Origin of the sequence: Mycolicibacterium houstonense (assembly GCF_900078665.2) — a bacterium.
Taxonomy (GTDB): domain Bacteria; phylum Actinomycetota; class Actinomycetes; order Mycobacteriales; family Mycobacteriaceae; genus Mycobacterium; species Mycobacterium houstonense.
This window is the reverse complement of sequence record NZ_LT546208.1, coordinates 263674-285833: the sequence shown is the minus strand read 5'-3', so window position 1 is coordinate 285833 and position 22160 is coordinate 263674. Positions and strand designations below refer to the sequence as shown.

21 protein-coding genes and 2 pseudogenes are annotated in these 22160 nt (G+C 67.1%); 9 read left to right on the top strand and 14 right to left on the bottom strand.

The window, feature by feature from the left end:
* On the bottom strand, nucleotides 1-375 hold a 375-nt coding region (locus tag BN4332_RS29350; RefSeq protein WP_160110951.1), incomplete at its 3' end, for a flavin monoamine oxidase family protein.
* 27 nt (nucleotides 376-402) lie between these two features.
* Between BN4332_RS29350 and BN4332_RS29345 the strand changes: the two genes are divergently transcribed.
* The 3 genes from BN4332_RS29345 to BN4332_RS29330 all read left to right on the top strand — a co-directional run bounded on the left by BN4332_RS29345 (nucleotide 403) and on the right by BN4332_RS29330 (nucleotide 3809).
* Nucleotides 403-1374, top strand: a complete 972-nt coding sequence (locus BN4332_RS29345; protein ID WP_066903325.1) for a TIGR03617 family F420-dependent LLM class oxidoreductase — start codon at nucleotides 403-405, stop codon at nucleotides 1372-1374.
* A gap of 45 nt (nucleotides 1375-1419) precedes the next feature.
* Nucleotides 1420-2922: a flavin-containing monooxygenase gene (locus tag BN4332_RS29340; protein ID WP_066903318.1), complete on the top strand. Its 1503-nt coding sequence runs from the start codon at nucleotides 1420-1422 to the stop codon at nucleotides 2920-2922.
* Nucleotides 2923-3401: 479 nt separating this feature from the next.
* A complete protein-coding gene (locus BN4332_RS29330) occupies nucleotides 3402-3809 on the top strand; it encodes a DUF4345 domain-containing protein (protein ID WP_096867158.1) in 408 nt (135 codons plus the stop codon).
* Nucleotides 3810-3898: 89 nt separating this feature from the next.
* On the opposite strand, the gene BN4332_RS29325 is transcribed toward BN4332_RS29330, so the two are convergent.
* Both BN4332_RS29325 and BN4332_RS29320 read right to left on the bottom strand, forming a co-directional pair.
* Nucleotides 3899-5011, bottom strand: a complete 1113-nt coding sequence (locus tag BN4332_RS29325; RefSeq protein WP_066903314.1) for an Rv3169 family protein — start codon at nucleotides 5009-5011, stop codon at nucleotides 3899-3901.
* Complete coding sequence (locus BN4332_RS29320; protein WP_066903313.1) at nucleotides 5011-6159, bottom strand: phosphotransferase family protein; 1149 nt, start codon at nucleotides 6157-6159, stop codon at nucleotides 5011-5013. The genes BN4332_RS29325 and BN4332_RS29320 overlap by 1 nt, the downstream gene beginning before the upstream one ends.
* A gap of 45 nt (nucleotides 6160-6204) precedes the next feature.
* On the opposite strand from BN4332_RS29320, the gene BN4332_RS29315 reads away from it, so the two are divergent.
* From BN4332_RS29315 to BN4332_RS29295, 5 genes are all read left to right on the top strand, one after another.
* A complete protein-coding gene (locus tag BN4332_RS29315) occupies nucleotides 6205-6813 on the top strand; it encodes a TetR/AcrR family transcriptional regulator (protein ID WP_066903312.1) in 609 nt (202 codons plus the stop codon).
* Nucleotides 6814-6884: 71 nt separating this feature from the next.
* A complete protein-coding gene (locus BN4332_RS29310) occupies nucleotides 6885-8195 on the top strand; it encodes an MFS transporter (protein ID WP_066903311.1) in 1311 nt (436 codons plus the stop codon).
* Complete coding sequence (locus BN4332_RS29305; protein ID WP_066903310.1) at nucleotides 8192-9556, top strand: LLM class flavin-dependent oxidoreductase; 1365 nt, start codon at nucleotides 8192-8194, stop codon at nucleotides 9554-9556. Before BN4332_RS29310 ends, BN4332_RS29305 begins: the two co-directional genes overlap by 4 nt.
* A 73-nt stretch (nucleotides 9557-9629) precedes the next feature.
* A complete protein-coding gene (locus tag BN4332_RS29300) occupies nucleotides 9630-10304 on the top strand; it encodes a PIG-L deacetylase family protein (RefSeq protein ID WP_066903308.1) in 675 nt (224 codons plus the stop codon).
* A gap of 31 nt (nucleotides 10305-10335) precedes the next feature.
* Entirely contained in the window at nucleotides 10336-11379 is a 1044-nt protein-coding gene (locus BN4332_RS29295) for a zinc-dependent alcohol dehydrogenase family protein (RefSeq protein WP_066903306.1), read from the top strand.
* On the opposite strand, the gene BN4332_RS29290 is transcribed toward BN4332_RS29295, so the two are convergent.
* A complete protein-coding gene (locus BN4332_RS29290) occupies nucleotides 11376-12344 on the bottom strand; it encodes a LysR family transcriptional regulator (protein ID WP_264077423.1) in 969 nt (322 codons plus the stop codon). The two genes, BN4332_RS29295 and BN4332_RS29290, sit on opposite strands and share 4 nt — an antisense overlap.
* Before the next feature lie 126 nt (nucleotides 12345-12470).
* Here BN4332_RS29290 and BN4332_RS29285 point away from each other — a divergent pair, with 126 nt between their 5' ends.
* Nucleotides 12471-12974, top strand: a complete 504-nt coding sequence (locus BN4332_RS29285; RefSeq protein ID WP_066903302.1) for a DapH/DapD/GlmU-related protein — start codon at nucleotides 12471-12473, stop codon at nucleotides 12972-12974.
* Here BN4332_RS29285 and BN4332_RS29280 read toward each other — a convergent pair.
* The 10 genes and pseudogenes from BN4332_RS29280 to BN4332_RS29235 form a co-directional block, all read right to left on the bottom strand.
* Nucleotides 12971-13738 (bottom strand): enoyl-CoA hydratase, encoded by a 768-nt coding sequence (locus BN4332_RS29280; RefSeq protein ID WP_066903297.1) that lies wholly within the window; start codon nucleotides 13736-13738, stop codon nucleotides 12971-12973. The two genes, BN4332_RS29285 and BN4332_RS29280, sit on opposite strands and share 4 nt — an antisense overlap.
* Nucleotides 13739-13757: 19 nt before the next feature.
* Nucleotides 13758-15323, bottom strand: coding sequence for an NADH-quinone oxidoreductase subunit NuoN (gene nuoN / locus BN4332_RS29275; RefSeq protein WP_066903295.1), 1566 nt, complete (start codon nucleotides 15321-15323; stop codon nucleotides 13758-13760).
* A 2-nt stretch (nucleotides 15324-15325) separates the two neighbouring features.
* The gene (locus tag BN4332_RS29270) at nucleotides 15326-16927 is read right to left on the bottom strand and encodes an NADH-quinone oxidoreductase subunit M (RefSeq protein ID WP_066903294.1); all 1602 of its coding nucleotides are present in this window, start codon (nucleotides 16925-16927) and stop codon (nucleotides 15326-15328) included.
* Nucleotides 16921-17367, bottom strand: a pseudogene (locus BN4332_RS29265) (NADH-quinone oxidoreductase subunit L); the annotation flags it as partial. The pseudogene BN4332_RS29265 and the gene BN4332_RS29270, both read right to left, overlap by 7 nt.
* Nucleotides 17364-18992: pseudogene (gene nuoL / locus BN4332_RS29260) on the bottom strand (NADH-quinone oxidoreductase subunit L); the annotation flags it as partial. The pseudogenes BN4332_RS29265 and nuoL, both read right to left, overlap by 4 nt.
* 7 nt (nucleotides 18993-18999) lie before the next feature.
* Nucleotides 19000-19299: an NADH-quinone oxidoreductase subunit NuoK gene (gene nuoK / locus BN4332_RS29255; RefSeq protein ID WP_066903292.1), complete on the bottom strand. Its 300-nt coding sequence runs from the start codon at nucleotides 19297-19299 to the stop codon at nucleotides 19000-19002.
* Nucleotides 19300-19307: 8 nt separating this feature from the next.
* Complete coding sequence (locus BN4332_RS29250) at nucleotides 19308-20093, bottom strand: NADH-quinone oxidoreductase subunit J (protein WP_435405214.1); 786 nt, start codon at nucleotides 20091-20093, stop codon at nucleotides 19308-19310.
* Nucleotides 20090-20614: an NADH-quinone oxidoreductase subunit NuoI gene (gene nuoI / locus BN4332_RS29245; RefSeq protein WP_066903291.1), complete on the bottom strand. Its 525-nt coding sequence runs from the start codon at nucleotides 20612-20614 to the stop codon at nucleotides 20090-20092. Before nuoI ends, BN4332_RS29250 begins: the two co-directional genes overlap by 4 nt.
* The gene (gene nuoH, locus BN4332_RS29240) at nucleotides 20607-21830 is read right to left on the bottom strand and encodes an NADH-quinone oxidoreductase subunit NuoH (RefSeq protein ID WP_066903290.1); all 1224 of its coding nucleotides are present in this window, start codon (nucleotides 21828-21830) and stop codon (nucleotides 20607-20609) included. Before nuoH ends, nuoI begins: the two co-directional genes overlap by 8 nt.
* Nucleotides 21827-22160: molybdopterin dinucleotide binding domain-containing protein (locus BN4332_RS29235; RefSeq protein ID WP_276527226.1), on the bottom strand; the 334-nt coding region annotated here is incomplete at its 5' end. The genes BN4332_RS29235 and nuoH, both read right to left, overlap by 4 nt.

Genomic DNA, 22160 nt, shown 5'->3' with positions numbered 1-22160 from the left:
CTGCCGCTCAAACCGCCATTGGATGCGGGAGACGTCGAACAGTTCCATCATCGACAGGCGTGGGATGGTGCTGCGATAGGACCGCACCCGCCCGTGCCACCGAATCAGGTTCTTGCCGCGGTCATAGGTGGGCACGGTGCGGCAGCCGAGCTCGCCGGCCAACGCCAGCACCGCATCCTGAGTGGGCCCGACGAACGTCCCGCCCAGGTCGACGGGCACCCCGGCGATCGTGGCCGTCGACGAGCGTCCGCCCACCCGGTCGCGACCCTCCAGCACCACCACCTGGTGTCCGAGCCGGACCAGGGCGCGGGCGGCGGACAGCCCGGCGAAGCCGGCGCCTACCACGACCACGTCGGTGCTGCCTGGGATGGTCACCTGTCTAGGCTCTCACGCGTGAAGGTCATGACAGCGTTGTTCGGGCCGCGAGATGCGATCGATCGGGCCGCCGCCCTGCGCGAGGCCGGCGCCAGTGGGGTGTTCACCTTCGAGGGGCCCCACGACGTGTTCACCCCGTTGACGCTCGCCTCCACGGTCGGCGATCTCGACCTGATGACCAATGTGGCAATTGCGTTTCCCCGCAATCCCATCCACCTGGCTCATCAGGCGATCGACCACCAGATCCTGTCCGGTGGCAGGTTCACCCTCGGGCTCGGCACCCAGATCCGCACTCAGGTCGAGAAGCGGTTTGGGGCGGAGTTCGACCGGCCGGTGGCCCGGATGTCCGAGTTCGTTGCGGCGCTGCGGGCGATCTTCGCGGCGTGGGACACCGGCGAACGGCTGGATTTTCGCGGCGAGTTTTACCGGCACACGCTGATGACGCCGACGTTCACGCCCCGGGACAATCCGTACGGTGCGCCGCCGATCTATGTCGGCGCGTTGGGCCCGCGTCTCACCCGCGCCACCGCGCAGTTCGCCGACGGCCTGCTGGTCATGCCGTTCGGGTCGAAGCGGTTCCTGCACGAGGCGACGCTGCCCGCGGTGCGCGACGGGCTCGCCGCGGCCGGGCGTGATGAGCGTGAGCTCGCCATCGTCCCGGAGATCATCGTCTCGGCCGGGGACGATCACGACGCCGCGCGGCGCCTGTTGGCGTTCTACGGTTCGACGCCGGCCTACCGGCCCGTGCTCGACGTACACGGCTGGGGTGACCTCCAGCCCGAGCTCAACGCGCTGTCCAAACAGGGGCGCTGGCAGGAGATGGGTTCGCTGATCGACGACGAGGTGCTGCACACCATCGCCGCTTGCGGTAGCCCCGCCGATATCGCCTCCCACATCCGCGACCGGGTGGGCGGCGTGTCCGACCGGATCTGCCTTTACCAGCCCGGTCCGATCGCGGTGGATCTGCTGGCCCAGATCGTTGACGGGTTGCGCGACTGAGCACATAGGGTGGGTGGTACTGCGCGGGACCAAAGGAGGTTCGCCATGGATGGCGCCGAACGGGGTGCGGATCCGGACTACTCGGATGTGCTCATCATCGGGGCGGGAATCTCGGGCCTGGGTGCGGCCTATCGAGTGCACGAGAAGAGCCCCGGTTTGACATACACGGTGCTGGAACGCCGGGAGCGGATCGGCGGCACCTGGGATCTGTTCCGGTACCCGGGGATCCGCTCGGACAGCGACATCTTCACGCTGAGCTTCCCGTACCAGCCCTGGACCCGGCCGGAGAACGTGGCCGACGGCGGCGACATCCGCGAGTATCTGACCGAGACGGCCCGGGAGCACGGCATCGACCGTCACATCCGGTTCAACACCAAGGTGACGTCCGCGGACTGGGATTCGGACACCGACACCTGGACCGTGCACGCCGAGCAGGACGGTGAGGCCAGGACCTACCGGTGCCGATTCCTGTTCTGCGGTACCGGCTACTACAACTACGACGAGCCCTACACCCCGGAGTTCCCCGGCATGGAGAGCTTCAGTGGAGACGTCGTGCACCCGCAGTTCTGGCCCGAGACGCTGGACTACGCCGGTAAACGCATCGTGGTGATCGGCAGCGGGGCCACCGCGGTCAGTCTGGTTCCCGCGCTGGCCCAGCAGGCGTCTCACGTGACGATGCTGCAGCGTTCGCCGACCTACATGGTGTCGGCGGACCGCATCGTTCCGACGGTGCAGACCATCCGTAAAGTTCTGCCGCGCAAGCTATCCCACCAGGTTGTGCGGTTCCGCAACGCGATGATCCACGTGCTGAGCTACTTCTTCTTCCGCAAGGCCCCTGACCTGGGTCGCAGCTATCTGCGCAGGCGGATCGTCGCGGCGCTGCCCGAGGGATATCCCGTCGACGTACATTTCAAGCCCCGGTACAAGCCGTGGGACCAGCGCTTGTGCCTGGTGCTCGACGGAGATCTGTTCGGGCACATCAGCGACGGCCGGGTCGACGTCGTCACCGATCACATCGACCACATCGACGCCGCGGGCATCGTGCTGAAATCCGGTGGACGGGTGGACGCCGACGTGATCGTCACCGCGACCGGGCTGCAACTGCAGGCGCTCGGCGGGATCCGGCTGTCGGTCGACGGTCAGGAGGTCAAGCCCACCGAGCGGTACGTCTACAAGGAGTTCCTGCTCGAGGACGTGCCGAACCTGGCCTGGTGCATCGGCTACACCAACGCGTCGTGGACGCTGCGGGCCGACATGACCGCGCGGGCCTTCGCGAACCTGGTGTCCTACATGGGCGCCCACGGCTACACCCACGCCTATCCGCACAAGGGCGCGACTCCGATGCCGGAGAAGCGGACGTGGGATCTGGAGGCCGGCTACATCCAGCGGTCCGAGCACGCGCTGCCGCGGTCCGGAACCAAACGTCCCTGGCACGTTCGGCACAACTACCTGCTCGACGCCATCGACCACCGCTTCGACCGCATCGACGAGTCGATGGTCTTCGGCCGCGCACCTGTCATTGCCGCGGCCGAGAACGCGGCCTCCTGAAGCGCAGCGAGCGTGCGTGTCTGCTGCCCGACCCGCGGCATTTGATCGACATTCTGCGCACGCTCGTCAGGGTGTCCGGATGCGAAGCCCCGTCGACAGCAGCTGCGTCGCCGACAAACCGAAGGTGGTCTTGAAGCTGTCCGCCAGGTGTGACGGGCTGGCGAACCCGGCATCGGCCGCGGCGGTGGTCAGGTTCGCACCGGCCNCGCTGCGAGCTGGGATCGAGATAGCTCGACACCATCGCACCCGGTACCAGCAGATGATGGGTGAGCCGCGGCGGGATCAATACGCTGCGCGCGACGATCGTCTGGCCGGCAAGCGTCACCGTCACCGGAGCGTCCACACCGACCACCAGGCACCACACCGAACCCGAGTGCGGTTCCAAGCCCAGGCCGGGCCCGGCGTAGAGCGCCTGCCCCGGCCACAGCCACACTGTGGGGCAGCAGGTTTGTGGAAGCGCGGGCACGGGTTCAGTCTGCATGCTGGGCGGACAACTTGAACAGGAGGCCATCGTGACCATCGCCGTCATCGCCGTCATCGCCGTCGTCGGCGTGTTCTTCGCCGGTATGGGTCTGTACGCACTGGCGGCGCCCGCTGCGATTCTGCGTCCCTTCGGGTTCCGCATCGAGACTGCGGAGACCCGTGCCGAAGTGCGCGCCGTATATGGCGGATTCGGGCTGGCGATCGCCGGGGTGCTGGGTTATGCCGCGGCGACGCCCGGGGCGGTGCGCACCGGAATACTGCTCGCCGTCGGTGTCGCACTGGCCGGGATGGCGTTCGGGCGCATCGTGTCCGGCGTGCTCGGTGACCGAACGTCGTTCTATCCCAACTGGTTCTACTTCCTGGTGGAGGCCGTCGGCGCGGCGGCGCTGTGCTGGGCCGCCTGATGCGGCCCGGCGCCGGCTGATCCGGCCGCCATTGTCACGCCAGAGTGGCTGTCGATGCCGACAGCCACTCTGGCGTGACAAACTGCGCGCTACGGCGCGACCGTCAGCCAGTCCGCGAAACCGGACGGGTCATGCCGGCCCAATGCGCCGTGCTCGAACAGGCCCCAGCCCTCCGACGTCGACCCGCCTTCGGTGCACACGGCCCGGCCGACATGGTCGATCACGCCGAACGCGGTGCGCCCGACGACCGCGGGATCGGTCATGTCGTAGGTGCGGCGTTCGGTGAACTTCTCGCCCTTCCACACGCCGTGGATCCAGTCCACGTCGCCGCCGTAGCCGCCGCCGACGTGAATCGGCACGGGCAGTTTGGATTCCACGTCGAACCGCACCGGTGTGCCGTCGGGTGCGGTGGCCTCGATGGTGGCACCGGTGGGGATACGGGTGCCCGAGCGGTAGTGGATCTTCACCCGCGGCCAGCCGAGTTGCTCGACGCGGCCGTCCTTGAAAACCCGGCTGCAGTCGTTGAGTGAGCGGAACCCGCTGGGATCCTCCTGGATGATCAAGACGATCGAGAACTCGTCGAACGCCATCGGCACGTACAGCCACCACATACCCTCGAACGGCGGGTCGGCCGGACGGCCGGCGGGCTCGGCCTCACCGACGGGGCGAATGCCCCAGGACCGGTCGCGGGAGCCGATCCACGTTTCCGGGTCGACGTCGATGCGCCGGCCGTCGATCTCCAGGTAGCCGCTCCAGGAACCTGTTTGGGCGAACCGCTGGGCGTCGAGAGTGACCCGGTTGCCTTGACGCATCAGGTGCGGCTGCTCCTGCACGACGTCGAACAGCCCGTTCCAGGACAGATCCGCGGCGATGCCCTCGGTTTCCTCGAGCACGATGCGGATCTTGTGCAGCGGTTCGGTGACCTCGACGCGGTAGCCCATCACGTGCTGGTTGAGCCGGTCCTGGTCGATCGCGTCCGACAGGTGCACGGCCGTCTGCTCATCACCGCGCCGAACGAGGAAGTAGGCATCCTTGACCCCGAGATTGGGGTAGTAGCCGAGGCCGGTGATGACGAAGATGTCGCCGGTGCGGTCGTGGGCGTTGAAATACGAACGGTCGTAGAAATTCCGGTCCGACGATCCCGGCCAGGCGATCGGCTGGGGTACTTGATGGACCGGGAATTCGTCCATGGGGCCGAGCATCAGACGGTCTCCTCGATCATGCGCTCCAGTAACGGCCGGTGGTAGAACAGCGATTCGATGTCGTCGGGTTTCTCCATCTCGCCGAAGTGGATCCGGCGGGCACCGGTGCGCATGAACACGCAGGCCCACACCACGCCGGAGTACACGTAGAACCAGCGCAGGTCGCCGACCTCGACGCCGGTGAGGTCGCGATAGGTGGCCCGCACGTCCTCCTCGCGCAGCACATCGGGCAGCCCTGGCATGTTCGCCATACCGCACAGCTCCTGGAAAACCATGTGCGCGTAGATGATCCATGCCACGTCGAATTCACGGGGACCGACGGTGGCCATCTCCCAGTCGAGCACCGCGGCGGGGCGGAAGTCCTGATAGAGCACGTTGCCGATGCGGGAATCGCCCCACACCAGCACGGTGTCCGACGCCGCCACGTCTTCGGGGAAGTTCTTCTCGAGCCATTCCAGCGCCCGGTCGACCAGCGGGGAACGGCCGATGTCGGGCACCGAGAACTCGTACCAGTCCTTCAGCCAGCCGAAGTGGCGGCGCAGCGGGGTGTCGCCGGGCGGATCGACCTCGGCCAGAAAGGCGAATCGCTGCGCGGCGTCGGGGATGGCATGCAGCTTCGCCAGGACCTCGACCGTGGTGTCCTGCAACTCGCGCTGGCGCTCCGCGGGGGCATCGGCGAACCAGTTGCCGCCGAACGTGTACGGCATGACGTCGGGCGGCACCTGGCCCTCGACCCGGTCCATCAGGAAGAACGGCTTGCCCAGCACCTCGCCGGTGGGCTCGATCCAGCGCACGTTGGGCACCGGCACGTCGGTGAGTTCGCCGACCTGACGCATGAGCTCGAATTGGTGGTCGAGGCGGTAGGAGGAGAACACCGGCACGTCGTCCTGTGTGGGTGCGACGCGGGCCACCCACTGCTGTTCTCGCGGTTCACCGTTTTCTTCCCAGCGCCCGGTCAGCATGATGGTTTCCGAGGACATGCCGTTGGAGTCGACGCCGCTTTCCACGGTGATCTCGGGGGTGACTCCGCCCGGCATCACCGTGGACAGCCATTTCGACAGCACCGAGGGGAGCGTGGTGACATCACGGCTGGAGCGTTGCAGGTGGTCGACGTTCTCGACGGGAGCGTCCACGGCCTCGTTTGCCATTCAACTCTTCCTTACGGCAACAATTACGATACTGTTAGTAGCGTTATGAAAGCAGAGGCATCACCCGTTGGCAAGAGCACCGGAGCGGGACGCCCCCGTGACCCGCGTATCGACGCTGCCATATTGCAGGCAACCGCGGACCTGCTTGTCGAAATCGGCTACGCGAACCTGACCATGGCGGCCGTCGCCGAACGGGCGCAGACCACGAAAACCGCGCTGTACCGCCGATGGTCGAGCAAGGCCGAGTTGGTGCACGAGGCGGTGTTCCCCGCCGCCGCGACGGCGTTGACGGCTCCGGCCGGCGACATCGCCGCCGACGTCCGGGCGATGATCGGCGCCGCCCGCGACGTGTTCACCAGCCCGGTGGTGCGCGCGGCGCTGCCCGGGCTGGTCGCCGACGTCGCCGCCGACGCCGAGCTCAACGCTCGGGTGATGCAGCGGTTCGGCGGGATGTTCGTCGCCGTGCGTGCCCGGATCGTCGACGGCATCGAGCGCGGCGAGGTTCATGCCGACGTCGACCCGGACCGCCTGGTCGAACTCATCGGCGGGTCGACCATGCTGCGGATGCTGTTGTGGCCTGACCTCCCACTCGACGATGAATGGGTGGCGCAGACCGCGGCGATCGTGGTGCACGGAGTCACGGTCAACCGGTGAGCCGCCGCCGTTTGCGTCACCGTGACGAGAATCCTTCCGGGCGGTAGTAGCGCCGCATAACCTGCGGCCACGTGACACTTACCGTCCAGAGCAAAGCGGCCAAACCCTCCGCGCGCAACGTCGCAGTCGGCAGTGCGGTCGGTACCACAATCGAGTGGTACGACTTCTACCTGTACGCGACGGCGGCGGCCCTGGTCTTCAAACCGCTGTTCTTCCCGAATATTTCGTCGACAGCGGGCACACTCGCCTCGTTCGCGACCTACGCCGCGGGATTCGGCGCCCGGCCCCTGGGTGCGCTGATCTCCGGTCACTACGGAGACCGGTTGGGGCGCAAGACCGTTCTGGTCGCCGCGTTGGTGGGGATGGGGTTGAGCACGTTCGCGATCGGGCTCCTGCCGACCTACGCCCAAGTCGGACTGATCGCTCCCGCCCTGCTGGTGATCCTGCGGTTGTTGCAGGGCCTGGCCGTGGGGGCCGAATGGGGCGGTGCGGCATTGCTGTCGGTCGAGCATGCACCGGCAGGACGCCGCGGTCTGTTCGGCAGCTTCACCCAATTGGGTTCGCCGGCAGGCATGTTGTTGTCGACGGGAGTGTTCTACCTGACCCGGACGGTTACCGGACCCGAAGCCTTCCTCGCCTACGGTTGGCGGATCCCGTTCCTGCTCAGCGCGGTTCTGGTCGTCGTGGGCCTGGTGATCCGGCTGCGGCTCACCGATGCCGAGGTGTTCACTCGCGTCAGAGACCGTGGCGAGGTGGCGCGGCTACCAGTGCTGGAGGTACTGCGCACCCAACCGTGCAATGTGTTGATCACCACCGGATTGCGATTCTCGCAGATCGCCCTGTTCGTGCTGCTGACCACGTATTCACTGACCTACCTGCAGGATTCGTCGTCGGCGGGCAGCCAGGTGGGCCTGACGGCGGTTCTGATCGCGTCGGCCATCGGGCTGATCAGCACACCGGCCTGGGCCATGCTGTCCGACCGGATCGGCAGACGGCCGCCGTATCTGTTCGGCGCGGTGGCAGGTGTGGTGGCGCTCGTCTTGTTCTTCGTCGCGGCGAGCACCGGATCGCACATCGCGATCGTGTTGTCGATCGTGTTCGGGGTCAACATCGCTCACGACGCGATGTACGGACCCCAGGCCGCCTGGTTCGGCGAACTGTTCGACACCCGGGTGCGTTACAGCGGGGCGTCGCTCGGCTACCAGATCGGCGCGGTGCTCTCGGGGGGATTCGCACCACTGATCGCGGCGGCGTTGCTGGTCGCGGGCGGAGGCAGTCCGTGGCTGATCGTCGCCTATTTCGCGGTGCTGACCGCGATCACGTTCACGGCGGCCTACTTCGCGCGGGAAACACATCTGGACGAGATCGGGGACGCGCGATGACCAGGATCTACCTCAACGCCTTCGACATGGCCTGCGTCGGACATCAGGCGGCAGGCCTGTGGCGTCATCCCGACGATCAGGGGTACCGGTACCGCGAACTCGGATACTGGACGGAGTTGGCCCGCACGCTGGAGGCCGGTGGCTTCGATGCGTTGTTCCTCGCCGACGTGCTGGGCGTCTACGACGTGTACGGCGGTTCGCGCGATGCGGCCGTGGCCGACGCCGCACAGGTACCGGTCAATGATCCGACGCTGGCCGTGTCCGCCATGGCGGCGGTCACCGAGACCCTCGGGTTCGGCGTCACCGTGTCGTTGACCTATGAGCAGCCCTACGCGCTCGCACGCCGGCTGTCGACGCTCGATCACCTGACCGAAGGCAGGGTGGCCTGGAACATCGTCACGTCCTATCTCGACAGCGCCGCCCGCAATCTCGGGCTCGATGCGCAGATCCCGCACGACGAGCGATACGAGATCGCCGAGGAATACCTCGAGGTCTGCTACAAGCTGTGGGAAGCGTCCTGGGAACCGGGCGCCGTGGTACGCGACCGCGATCGGGGCGTGTTCACCGACCCGGCGAGAGTCCACGACATCGAACACAAGGGGCGCTACTTCAGCGTCCCCGGTCCGTTCCTGTGCGAACCGTCGCCGCAGCGAACCCCGGTGCTGTTTCAGGCGGGAGCCTCACCGCGCGGAGTCCGGTTCGCCGCGGCGCACGCCGAGGCGGTGTTCGTCTCGGGGCCGACTCCGGAGATCGTGGCCAAGCCGGTCAAGGCGTTGCGCGCCGCCGCCGCCGAACTCGGGCGAGATCCCCGGTCCATCAAGGTCTTTACGATGGTGACCCCGATCGTCGCCGAAACCCACGACCAGGCCGTCGCCAAACTGCACGACTACCGGCAGTTCGTCAGCGCAGAAGGGGCGTTGGCGCTGTTCGGCGGCTGGACCGGCGTCGATCTCGCCGAGCTCGGACCCGACGAACCCCTCAGATACGTCCAGACCGAGGCCAATCGTTCTGCGCTGGCATCGTTCACCACGTCGGGCCGGAACTGGACCGCAGGCGAATTGGCGCAGGAGGTCGGGCTGGGCGGACGGGGGCCGGTGGTGGTCGGTTCACCGGGCGAGGTCGCCGACGAACTCGAACGATGGGTCGACGAGGCTGACGTCGACGGCTTCAACCTGGCCTATGTCACGACTCCCGGCACCTTCATCGACTTCGCCCGCCATGTCGTGCCCGAGTTGCGCCGTCGCGGCCGGGTGCCCGAACGCGGCGACCGGGTGACCCTGCGCGAGCGTCTCGGCGGCGCCGGACCGTTACTGGCGCCGGACCATCCCGGTGCCGCCCACCGGCCACCGGGCTGGAGCTGAGACATTGACATGAACCACTGTTGAGGTCCGACACTGGAGTCATGAACCAGCAGGACATCAGGGTGAACCGGCCGTGACCGTGCAACCGTTTCCCGAGAACTGGCAGACCGCGTTGGTGCTGGTGCCGCATCCCGATGATCCCGAGTACGGGATCGGTGCGGCCGTCGCGAAGTGGACCTCGGAAGGCAAGGCCGTGCACTACGCACTGGCCTCCCGCGGTGAGGTCGGGATCGCCGGCATGCCACCCGAAGAGGCCGGCCCGTTGCGGGAGGAGGAGCAACGGCGGTCGGCGGCCGTCGTCGGGGTCGACGACGTGAGGTTCTGGGACTTCCCCGACAGCAACATTCGCGATACTCCCGCGCTACGGGCCACGATCGCCGAGGCCATCGTGGAGTTGCGGCCCGACGTCGTCATCACGCTCTACAGCGGGCCGAGCTGGTCTCCTGACGCGCCGAACCAACGTGATCACATCGAGTTCGCCCACGCCGTCGCGGGTGCATACGACAGCCTGGACGAGCCGCCGGCCTGGCTTTTCGAGAACGGTCCGGATCCCACGCACTGCGAGGTGGTCGACGGTTTCACCGAGACGGCGGTGAATTCGCTTGCCGCCCATGAGGTCTACCTCTCGGTGCTGGATCCCGACACACCGGTAATCGAGCAGGCACGCAAGCAGGTGGACATGGTGACGCCCGCTGTGACGGGGCTGGGGGAGCGAACCGTGGGTTTCATTCTCAAGCGGCAACGCTGAACGGGTGCCGTCGCGGCCTACGATCGCACCTGTGCGTGCCGTGATGTATTCCGAGGTCGGTGTTCTTCCCGCCGTGTCCGAGGTCGCCGACCCGGATTGTCCCGAGGACGGGGTGGTCATCGAGGTCGCCGCCACCGGCGTGTGCCGATCGGACTGGCATGCCTGGCGCGGTCATGACCCGGTGGCCCTGCCGATCATTCCCGGGCATGAGTTCGCCGGGACCGTTGCCGCCGTCGGGGACGCGGTCTCGGGCTGGCAGGTGGGGGATCGGGTGACGACCCCGTTCGTACTCGGCTGTGGACGCTGCGAGTTCTGCCGCGACGGTGACGCACAGGTGTGCCCCGACCAGTTGCAGCCGGGGTTCACCCTGCCCGGCTCGTTCGCGCAACGCGTCGCGGTGCCGCGGGCGCAGACCAATCTGGTGCGGCTGCCAGATGCCGTCTCGTTCGCGGCGGCGGCCTCGCTGGGGTGCCGGTTCGCGACATCGTTTCGGGCACTGACCGCCCAGGGTAGGGTGCAGGCCGATCAGTGGGTCGCGGTGTACGGCTGTGGCGGGGGGGGCCTCTCAGCGGTGATGATCGCGAAAGCCTTCGGCGCCAACGTCATCGCGGTCGATCTGAATGACGAGGCCCTGGCGACCGCGGGTCGGCTCGGCGCCGATGAGCTGGTCAACAGCGGCCAGAACAGCAAGGTGGCGAGCGAAGTCGTGAAGCGCACCGGTGGCGGTGCGCATATCGGGATCGATGCCATCGGCCACCCCGAGGTCGCGATGGCATCGGTCTCGTCGCTGCGCCGGCGCGGCCGGCACGTCCAGGTCGGCCTGCTGCTCGGCGACGCGGCTCGGGTCGCGTTCCCGATGGATCGCGTGATCGCCGAGGAGTTGGCCCTCCTCGGATCGCACGGAATGCCCGCGGTCGACTATCCGGCGATGCTCGACCTCATCGCGTCCGGGGCCATCGACCCGGAGCAGCTGGTGACCCACCGGGTCGCACTCGACGATGCCGGTGTGGCACTCGCGGCCATGGACAATCCGGCCGTCGGGATGACGATCGTCGAGCCCGGCCGGGGCGACTAGCGGTCGTCGACTGCGCTCCGGCTCGAAGACCCCTGGTACGCCCAAGAGGGCGTCCAGGTTTCGACGGCCGGAGCGTTGGTTTGTATGGTGCGCAGATACTCCAGAAATGCACCCAGTACAGGTTGTGGGTTGTCGTCGCGCCAGATGATCGAGTGTGGGTAGACCGGTGTGGGGTCGACGATCGGGATCCGTCGCAGGTCATATGACTCTGGCCAGAGGTATCGGGAGCCCTCGCCGACGAATGTGGACAGTTCGGCGGATGCGGCGAGTTCGTCCAGGAGCACGTCGACACCGAAGCCGGGGCCGACCGTGTCGATCCGGATTCCGAACGTCCGGCTGAAATCGTCGTAGTACATGCCCCATTCGGTGTCGGCGCGCATGCCTGGCATCCAGATGCGGTGGGCCCGCAGATCTGCGACGGTCACGCTCGTGGCGTCGGCGAGGGGATGGTTCGGGCCGGTGAGGAGTTGGTGCCGATCGTCGATCACGCGGGCGGCTCGAATGGCCGTCGGCAGCTGTTGGCCGCGGGCAGTGCTGAGGGCGCGAAAGGTGGCATCGACGCTGCGGTCCATGACCGCGGCCACGGCGGCCTCGGTGTTGGCGTCCGGAAGCGTGATGACATCGAGTTCGACCGCCGGGTGGCGGCGGTGGAAGGCGTGCAACGAGGTTGCCGGAGCGGTGCGGAGATTGAGCACATCGACTCGCAAAGCCCGGTGCCCCGGCCGCACCGAGTCGACGGCGCGTGACGCGACTCTGATCAGCTCGCGGGCGTGGGGCAGGAAGGCCTGGCCATCGACGCTCAACTGTGCGCCTCTTCCGGATCGGACGAAGAGGGAAACCCCAAGTCGGCGTTCAAGTGTCGCAATGCGTTTCGAAACGGCCTGCTGCGTCACACCTAGCTCGTCGGCCGCTACCTGAAACTGACCGCCATCGGCGGCTGACACGAATGTTCGGACGGCCTCCACATCCACACCCCGACCGTAGCCGGACAACTATCGGTTGTGACGCACCGGCGCGGCGGTTGTTTGTGGGCCGTTGATCGTTCGCGTTGGCTGGTGCCCACTCGACGGCTGTTCGAAGAGAGGACGAAGATGGACTTCGCGGAGCGGGTGCAGCGGGCGGTCCGGCTGACGGCGGAACTCAATATGCTGCGGTACGCCGATCAGGAAGCCATCCGAATGGGATGGTGCGAACTGACCGGGCAGGCGGTCGACGAGGCCTTCCACCTCATCCCGCCGGTCTACTCCGACCACGGAATCAACATTCGCGTCGGCCGGAATGTCTTCGTGAACCAGAACTGCCGCTTCAACGACATCGGCGGGATCGACATCGGTGACGACGTCATGATCGGCCCGAACGTCTGTCTGCTCACCTCAGGACATCCCGTCGGCCCCGCCGAACGGCGAACGGGCATCACGTCGGCGCCGATCACCGTCGGCCGAAATGTCTGGATCGGGACATCTGCCCTGATCATGCAGGGCGTCACGGTGGGCACGGACGCCATCGTCGGTGCCGGTGCCGTGGTCACCCACGACGTGCCCGCGCGAACGCTGGTGGCCGGGGTGCCGGCACGGGTGGTCAAGACGATCGGCTAACCGTCCAGCTGACCGTGATTCCGTTGCGCGACAGCACGATAGCGGTCGCCCAGGCCGTCGAAGTCCCGCGTCTGCGCGCCGGCGATGGCCTGTTCGGCTGCCAGCGCGGGACCGATCAGTGACTGGGTACCGCGGTCGTAGATCTCCTTGAGGCCGGCCATTGTCGGGCCGGGTACCTCGGCGATCTGGCCGGCCAGCTCGAGCGCGCGGTCACCGAGACGCTCGTGCGGCACCACCTCGGTGACCAGACCGAGCCGTTCGGCCCGGGCGGCGTCGATGACTTCTCCGGTCATCGACAGCCGGCGCGCCATGGCGGCGCCGACCACGTGGGGAAGACGGGCCGTCATCCCGCCGCCGGGCAGGATGCCGACCCGGGCGTGGGTGTCGGCGAACACCGCCCGGTCGGACGCGATCAGGAAATCGCAACCCAGGGCCATCTCCAGCCCACCGGTGAAGGTCGCACCGTTGATCGCCCCCAGGATCGGGGTGCGCAGTTCTCCGGTCTTGGTGATGCAGTTGTGCGACCGGAACCGCTCGAAGTACTCCATGCCGAGGGTCTGTGCCTCTTTGAGGTCGACGCCGGCGCAGAACGCCGGATCGGTCCCGGTGAGCACGATGGCCCGCACGGCCTCGTCGGTGTCGGCGGCCTCCAGGGCGCCGTATAGTTCCTCGATCAGCTCACGGCCCAGGGCATTTCGTGCTTCGGGGCGATTGAGGGTCAGCACCCGGACGGGGCCGTGGCTCGCGGCGAGAACGGTGGTCATGGTTCGAATCTAAAGGACATCACCGCAGGAAGGTCTCGGCTCTGTTGGCCAGGTCCAGCAGCGGCTGTGGCAGTGCCCCGAGCGCGAACGTGACGGCCGCGGTGACGGTGACGACCGCGGTGGTGAGCCCGCTCGGGACGACGACCTCAGGTGCCTCGTCGGGAGGATCGGTGAAGAACATCAGGACGATCACCCGCACGTAGAAGTATGCCGCGGCGGCGCTGGCCAGCACGCCGACGATGACCAGCGGGATCTCGCCACCCTCGCCCGCGGCCTTGAACACCGCGAACTTGCTGACGAACCCGCTGGTCAGCGGGATCCCGGCGAACGCCAGCAGGAACAGTGAAAACACCAGCCCGACAAGCGGATAGCGTCTGCCCAGGCCGGCCCACCGCGCCATCACCGTCTCCTCTTCGCCCGCGGCGTTGCGGACCAGACCGACGACGGCGAATGCGCCGAGCGTGCTGAATCCGTAGGCGAACAGATAGAACAGCGTCGAGGACACCCCGGCGGGATTGCCGGCGATCACGCCGGTGAGGATGAAGCCGGAGTGGGCCACCGCGGAATAGGCCAGCATTCGTTTGACGTCGCTCTGGGTGATGGCGGTGACGGTGCCGACCACCATCGTCAGGACGGCGATCGCCCAGAGCACCGGCCGCCAATCGTCGCGTAGCTGCGGCACCGCGACATAGAAGATGCGCAACATGGCGCCGAACGCGGCGATCTTGGTGGCCGCGGCCATGAACGCGGTGATCGCGGTGGGCGCACCCTGATACACATCGGGTATCCACGAATGGAATGGCACCGCACCGACTTTGAATAACACGCCGACCAACAGCAGGGCGATGCCGATCAATGCCAGCGGGGTATTGGGCGCTCCGGTGATCACGGCACTGGAGATCCCGTTCAGGTCCAGGGTGCCGGCATAGCCGTACAACATGGCCGCGCCGTACAGGAAGAAGGCGGACGAGAACGCGCCCAGCAGGAAGTACTTCAGCGACGCTTCCTGCGACAGCAGTCGCCTGCGGCGGGCCAGCCCGCACAGCAGATAAAGCGGCAGCGAGAGCACTTCCAGGGCGATGAACATCGTCAGCAGATCATCGGCGGCCGGAAACAGCAGCATGCCGCCGATGGCGAACATGGTCAGCGGAAACACCTCGGTCTGCATCACCCCGGCCTTGGTGGCCAGTTGCTCGGCCACACTGCCGGGAACCGCGGAGGCCTGCGGGGTGAAACCGTCCAGAACCCGTTCCCCGTCGGCGGATTCGCCCCGCGGTTGGCGCTCGGCGATGAGCAGGATGCCCAGCAGTCCGACCAGGGCTATGGTGCCCTGCAGGAACAAAGCCGGGGCATCCAGCACCACCGCACCCAGGACCGCGGGTTTCCCGGCGGCGCCATGCAGGTCCCGGGCCAGCAGCACGACGGCCACCAGTGCCGCCACCAAACCGGCCGGCGCCAGGGTCACCTGCACCCGGTAGCGCGCCGGACGGGGCAGGAACGCCTCGACCAGCACGCCGGCGACGGCCACCCCGAACACGATCAACATGGGGGACAGCAGGCCGTATTCGATGCTCGGTGTCACCATGGTCAGCGGCCCCCCTCGGCGATCGTCGGTGGTGCACTGGGCACCGGGTCGCCTTGCCCGATGGTGGTCAAGGTGTGCTGCACGGCCGGATTGATCACGTCCAGTGCGGGTTTGGGATAGATACCCAGGACCAGCAGCAGCGCGATCAACGGAGCCACCACCACCAGTTCGCGCGGCACCAGATCCCGGACCCGATGCTCGCCGTCGGCAAGTCCCTCGCGAACCGGCCCGGTCATCATGCGTTGGTACATCCACAGGATGTACACCGCGGACAGCACCAGGGCGGTGGCGGCGAACACCGCGACCACCGGGTACCGCGTGAACGTGCCGATGAGAACCAGGAATTCACTGATGAACGGGGCCAGGCCCGGCAGTGACAACGTCGCCAACCCGGCGACCAGGAACGTGCCGGCGAGCACCGGCGCCACCTTCTGCACCCCGCCGTAGGCGTCGATCATCCGGGAACCGTGGCGGGACACCAGGAAACCGGCGATCAGGAAGAGGGCGGCCGTGGAGATGCCGTGGTTGATCATGTACAGCGTCGAGCCGGACTGGCCCTGGCTGGTCATCACGAAGATGCCGAGAATGATGAACCCGAAGTGTGAGATCGAGGTGTAGGCGATCAGGCGCATCACGTCGTTCTGGCCGATCGCCAGGACCGCGCCGTAGACGATGCCGATCACCGCCAGCGTGACGACCAGCGGGCGGAAATACGTTGACGGGTCGGGGAACAGCGGCAGGCAGTAGCGCAGCATCCCGAACGTGCCGACCTTGTCCATGATCGCCATCATCAGCACCGCGCTGGCCGGGGTGGCCTCGACCGCGGCGTCGGGCAGCCAGCGGTGGAACGGCCACAGCGGCGCCTTGACCGCGAAGGCGAACATGAACCCGAGGAACAGGAAATTCGCCACCGCCGGGTTGATCACGAACTCGCCGGACGAGACCGCGGCGACGATGGCCCGGAAGTCAAAAGTCCCGGAGGTGCCTCCGCCTATGTCGCTGCTGGCGGTCACCACGTACAGGCCGATCACCGCGGCCAGCATGACCAGGCCGCCGAACAGGTTGTACAGCAGGAACTTCACCGCCGCCTTGGAAGCTTGAGTGCGGTGTCCTCCGAATCCCCCGATCAAGAAGTACATCGGGATCAGCATGGCCTCGAAGAACACGTAGAACAGCAGGATGTCCAGCGCCACCAGCGACATGAACACCATGCCCTCGACGGCCAATGTCAACGCCAGATAGGCCTGCACCCCGCGGCCACCGAGGCCGGTCTGACGGGTGGCGTCGTTCCAGCCCGCGACGATCAGCAACGGCAGCAGCACCGCGGTGAGAACTACCAGGGCCAAGGCGATCCCGTCGACACCGAGGATGTAGCCGGTTCCGAAGGACGGGATCCACCGGTGCGATTCGACGAACTGGAACTGCTGCCCATCGGGATCGAAGCCGACTGCCAGCACGGCGGCCAGACCCAGTGCCGCCAGCGATACCGCCAGGGCGAGCCATTTGGCCAGCGTGCGCTGCGCCGCCGGTAGCAGCATCACCAGAGCGGCGCCCACCGTCGGGGTCGCCCACAGCGCCGTCAGCCACGGGAATGTGCTCACCACAGTTGCACCGCCAGAATCGCGGCGACCACCAGGGCCGCTCCACCGAGCATCGAGAGGGCGTAGGACCGGGCGAACCCGGTTTGCAATTGCCGCAACCCATCCGACGTACGGGTGACGAGCGCGGCCAGCCCACCGGCGGTGCCGTCGACCACTTTGTCGTCGACGACGACCAGGGCCGCCGTCAAGGTCTGGCCACCTCGCATGAACACCGCCTCGTTGAACGCGTCGCCGTACAGATCGCGGCGGGCGGCTACCGTGAGCGCCGACCCGGCGGGCACATCGGCCGGGACCGGCCGTTGCGCGTACATCCGGTAGGCCACCAGGATGCCGACCGCCACGACGCTCAGCACGATCACCGTGACCACCCAGGCCGGAACCGCGTGGTGTGCCTCGTGCGTGCCGACGACCGGCTCCAGCCAGTGGGTCAGGGTGCCGCCGATCNTACCGTGAGCGCCGACCCGGCGGGCACATCGGCCGGGACCGGCCGTTGCGCGTACATCCGGTAGGCCACCAGGATGCCGACCGCCACGACGCTCAGCACGATCACCGTGACCACCCAGGCCGGAACCGCGTGGTGTGCCTCGTGCGTGCCGACGACCGGCTCCAGCCAGTGGGTCAGGGTGCCGCCGATCGCCAATGCACCACCGGAGACCACCGAGCCGACGGCGAGCAGGATCATCGGCCAGGTCATCACGGCGGGGGCCTCGTGCGGATGGACTCCGGACGCCCAGCGCTTCTCGCCGAAGAACGTCAGCAGCATCACCCTGGTCATGTAGAACGCGGTGATCCCGGCGCCCAGAATCGCGGCCCCACCGAGGATCACGCCGCGGACGCCACCGGCGCCCAGCGCCGCCTCGATGATGCTGTCCTTCGAGAAGAAGCCCGCCAGGGGCGGCACCCCGATGATCGCCAGATAGCCGAGCCCGAACGTGGCGAACGTGATCGGCAGGACCGTGCGCAGGCCGCCGTAGCGGCGCATGTTCACCTCGTCGTCCATGGCGTGCATGACCGATCCGGCGCCGAGGAACAATCCCGCCTTGAAGAAGCCGTGGGTCAGCAGGTGCATGATCGCGAAGGCGTACCCGGCCGGCCCGAGGCCGGCCGCCAGCACCATGTAGCCGATCTGCGACATGGTCGACGCGGCAAGGGCTTTCTTGATGTCGTCCTTGGCGCAGCCGATGATCGCACCGAACAGCAGGGTGACGCCCCCGACGATGACCACGCCGGTCTGAGCGCCAGGCGCCAGATCGAAGATCGGACCGGACCGCACGATCAGGTAGACGCCTGCGGTGACCATGGTGGCGGCGTGGATGAGCGCCGAGACCGGAGTCGGGCCCTCCATCGCGTCGCCCAGCCAGGATTGCAGTGGCACCTGCGCCGATTTGCCGCACGCCCCGAGCAACAGCAGGAGCCCGATCGCGGTGAGTGTGGTCTCACTCAAAGCCGGTGCGGCGCTGAATACTCCGGCGAACGAGATGGATCCGATGGTGGCGAACATGATCATCAGCGCGATGGCCAGTCCCATGTCGCCGACCCGGTTGACGACGAATGCCTTCTTGGCCGCCGCGGCCGCCGACGGTTTGTGCGACCAGAACCCGATCAGCAGGTACGACGCCAGGCCGACGCCTTCCCACCCGGCGTACAGGCCCAGGTAGTTGTCGGCGAGCACGAGCAGCAGCATGGCCGCCAGGAATAGGTTGAGGTAGGCGAAGAATCTTCTGCGATCCGGATCTTCGGCCATGTAACCGATCGAGTAGATGTGGATCAGCGAGCCCACACCCGTGATCAGCAGGACGAAGCACATCGACAGCTGATCGAGTTGCAGCCCGAAGTCGACCTGCAGACCGCCCACCGGAACCCAGGAGAACAGGGACTCCTGGACGGCGCGCTGTTCCCCGTGGCGGCCCAGCATCTGCGTGAACAACACCGCCCCCACCGCGAAGGAGCCGAGCGCCGTCGCGCAACCCAGCAGATGCCCCCACCGGTCGGAGCGCCTGCCGCTCAACAGCAGCACCGCTGCGCCGACGGCTGGGAGGGCGATCAGAAGCCACACCGGAATCGTCATGTTGCCCTTAGTGCTTCAGCAGGCTGGCGTCGTCGACCGAGGCCGAATGGCGGGTACGGAAGATGGTCATGATGATCGCCAGGCCCACCACCACCTCGCAGGCCGCCACCACCATGGTGAAGAACGCCACGACCTGGCCGTCGAGGTGACCGTGCATGCGGGAGAAGGCCACGAATGCCAGATTGGCTGCGTTGAGCATCAGCTCGACGCACATGAACATCACGATCGCGTTGCGCCGCAACAACACCCCTGCTGCGCCGATGGTGAACAACAGGGCCGACAGATACAGATAGTTGTCGGGATTCATCGCATGCCTCACCCCTCACCGTTCGTCGAGTTACTGATCGAGCGCTGCGGCAGGATGGCGCTGACCGACAACGCCGCGTCGGAGCCATCGGGCAGCCGCGCCGGCACATCGACGGCGTTGTGCCGGGCATAGACGCCGGGATTGGGCATCGGCGTCGGATGGCCCCCGGCCTGGAACCGTTCGGTGGCCAGTTCGCGCTGGGTCTTGCGGCGCTGGAAGCGTTCCCGGTGTGCCAGCACCATCGCCCCGAGTGCGGCGGTGATCAGCAGCGTGCTGGTCAACTCGAACGCCCACAGGTAGCGGGTGAAGATCAGCATGGCCAGGCCCTCGACGTTGCCGCCGCTGTTGGCCGCGGCCAGCCCGGTGAACCCGGCGACGGACACATTGCCGATGCCGGCGATGAGCAGTACGCCGAAGCCCGCGCCGGCGGTGATCGCGGCAAGGCGTTGCCCGCGAAGTGTTTCGGTGAACGACTCGGACAGGTCGACGCCGATGAGCATCAGCACGAACAGGAACAGCATCATCACCGCACCGGTGTAGACCACGACCTGCACCACGCCGAGGAACAACGCGTCCTGGGCGATGTAGAGCACCGCCAGCGCGATCATCGTGCAGGCCAGGAACACCGCGGAGTAGACCGCCTTGGGCGCGGCCACCACGCCGATGGCGCCCAGCAGTGCGACCGTCCCGAGAATCCAGAACAGCACCGCCTCGGACGTCGACGTGCGGGCCGCACCGTCGGCGGCGAGCAGTGAAACCTGCTCGGCCGCCGGCAAAATGAGGTCTGCCCTCACTGGGCATCCTGGGTCAGCGGCTTGATCCGGCCGAGGTAGTAGTCTTCGTCGGTACTGCCGGGCTCCATCTCATGGGGCGGCGCCTGCATCCCGGGTTGCATCGGGGCCAGGAGCTTGTCCTTACCCCAGATCAGATCGGCCCGGTTGTCGTCGGCCATCTCGTATTGATTGGTCATGGTCAGCGCCCGAGTCGGGCAGGCCTCGATGCACAATCCGCATCCGATGCAGCGCAGATAGTTGATCTGGTAGACGCGGCCGTAGCGTTCTCCCGGCGAGAACCGCTCGCCGGGAGCGTTGTCGGCACCTTCGACGAAGATCGCGTCGGCCGGGCAGGCCCAGGCACACAGCTCGCACCCGATGCACTTCTCCAGGCCGTCGGGGTAGCGGTTGAGTTGGTGGCGGCCGTGATAGCGCGGTGCGACGGGCCCCGGCTTCTCCGGATACTGCTCGGTGAGGGGCTTTTTGAACATCGAGCCGAAGGTGACGGCGAATCCGGCCAGGGCGTCGAGGAATTTAGGCATCGACGGCCTCCTTTCCAGCGTTCGGCAACGGTGGCACCGGGTAGGCTCCGGCGCTCTGCTCTGGTGCGGGCTGAGTGGTCCTGCCCCGCAGGGTCTTCCACAGCGCCACGGCGAGCACCGCCACCACGACGACCGCCGACGTCACCAGTCCGGTGGCCCAGTTGTGGTAGCCGTGCTCGCGCAGACTGTGGGTGATGGCGACGACCATGATCCAGACCAGCGAGACCGGGATGAGCACCTTCCAGCCCAGCGCCATGAACTGGTCGTAGCGCAGCCGGGGCAGGGTGGCGCGCAGCCAGAAATACAGGAACATGAAGGTCCACACCTTGGCGGTGAACCACAGCAGCGGCCACCAGCCGCTGTTGGTGCCGTCGATCAGGTTGAACGGGAACGGTGCGTGCCAGCCGCCGAGGAACATCGTGGTGGCCAGGGCGGAGACGGTGGTCATGTTGACGTACTCGGCGAGCATGAACATGGCGAACTTCAGGGACGAGTACTCGGTGTGGAAGCCGCCGACCAGTTCGCCCTCGGCCTCGGGCAGATCGAAAGGCGCCCGGTTGGTTTCACCGACCATCGACGTCACGTACACCACGAACGAGGGCAGCAGCAGGAACACATACCAGGTGCGGTCCTGGGCGGCGACGATGCCGGAGGTGGACATCGTGCCGGCATAGAGGAACACCGCGGCGAACGACAACGCCATCGCGATCTCATAGGAGATCACCTGGGCGCTCGAACGCAGACCACCCAGCAGTGGATAGGTGGAGCCGGAGGCCCAGCCGGCCAGCACGATGCCGTACACGCCGATCGAGGTGACGGCCAGGATGTAGAGCACCGCCACGGGCAGATCGGTCAATTGCAGCGCGGTGCGGTGACCGAACACCGAAACCTCGCCGCCCATCGGGATCACCGCGAACGCCATGAACGCCGGGATCACCGAGATGATCGGCGCCAGTAGGTAGATGGGCTTGTCCACGCCGGCCGGGGTGAGGCCTTCCTTGAGCGCGAGTTTGACGCCGTCGGCCAGCGACTGCAGCAGGCCCCAGGGCCCGACGCGATTGGGCCCGGGCCGCATCTGCATGCGGCCCAGCACTTTACGTTCGATCAGGATCGCCGCGAGCACCGTCAGCAGCAGGAAGACGAAGACCCCCAGCGCCTTGGCCAGGATCAGCCACCACGGGTCGTGGCCGAACAGGGTGGGGTCGGGATAGGTCATGAGGCCCGTCCGATCGACACCACGGCGCCGGTGGTCACCCCGAGCTGTCGGTGGATCGCCGTCCCCGGGGAATTGGTGGGCAGCCACACCACCCGGTCGGGCATCTCGGTCACGGCCAGCGGCAGGGTCACCGATCCGCGTTCGGTGCCGATGGTGACGGGATCACCCGGCGCGGCGCCGAGTTCGGCGGCTGTGGCAGGCGAAAGCCGCGCCACCGGGCTGACCGCGGTACCGGCCAGGAAGGGTTCGCCGTCCTGCAGCCGCCCGGCATCGAGCAGCAGACGCCAACTGGCCAGCACGGCCTGCCCGGGACCGGGGGTGGCTTGCGGT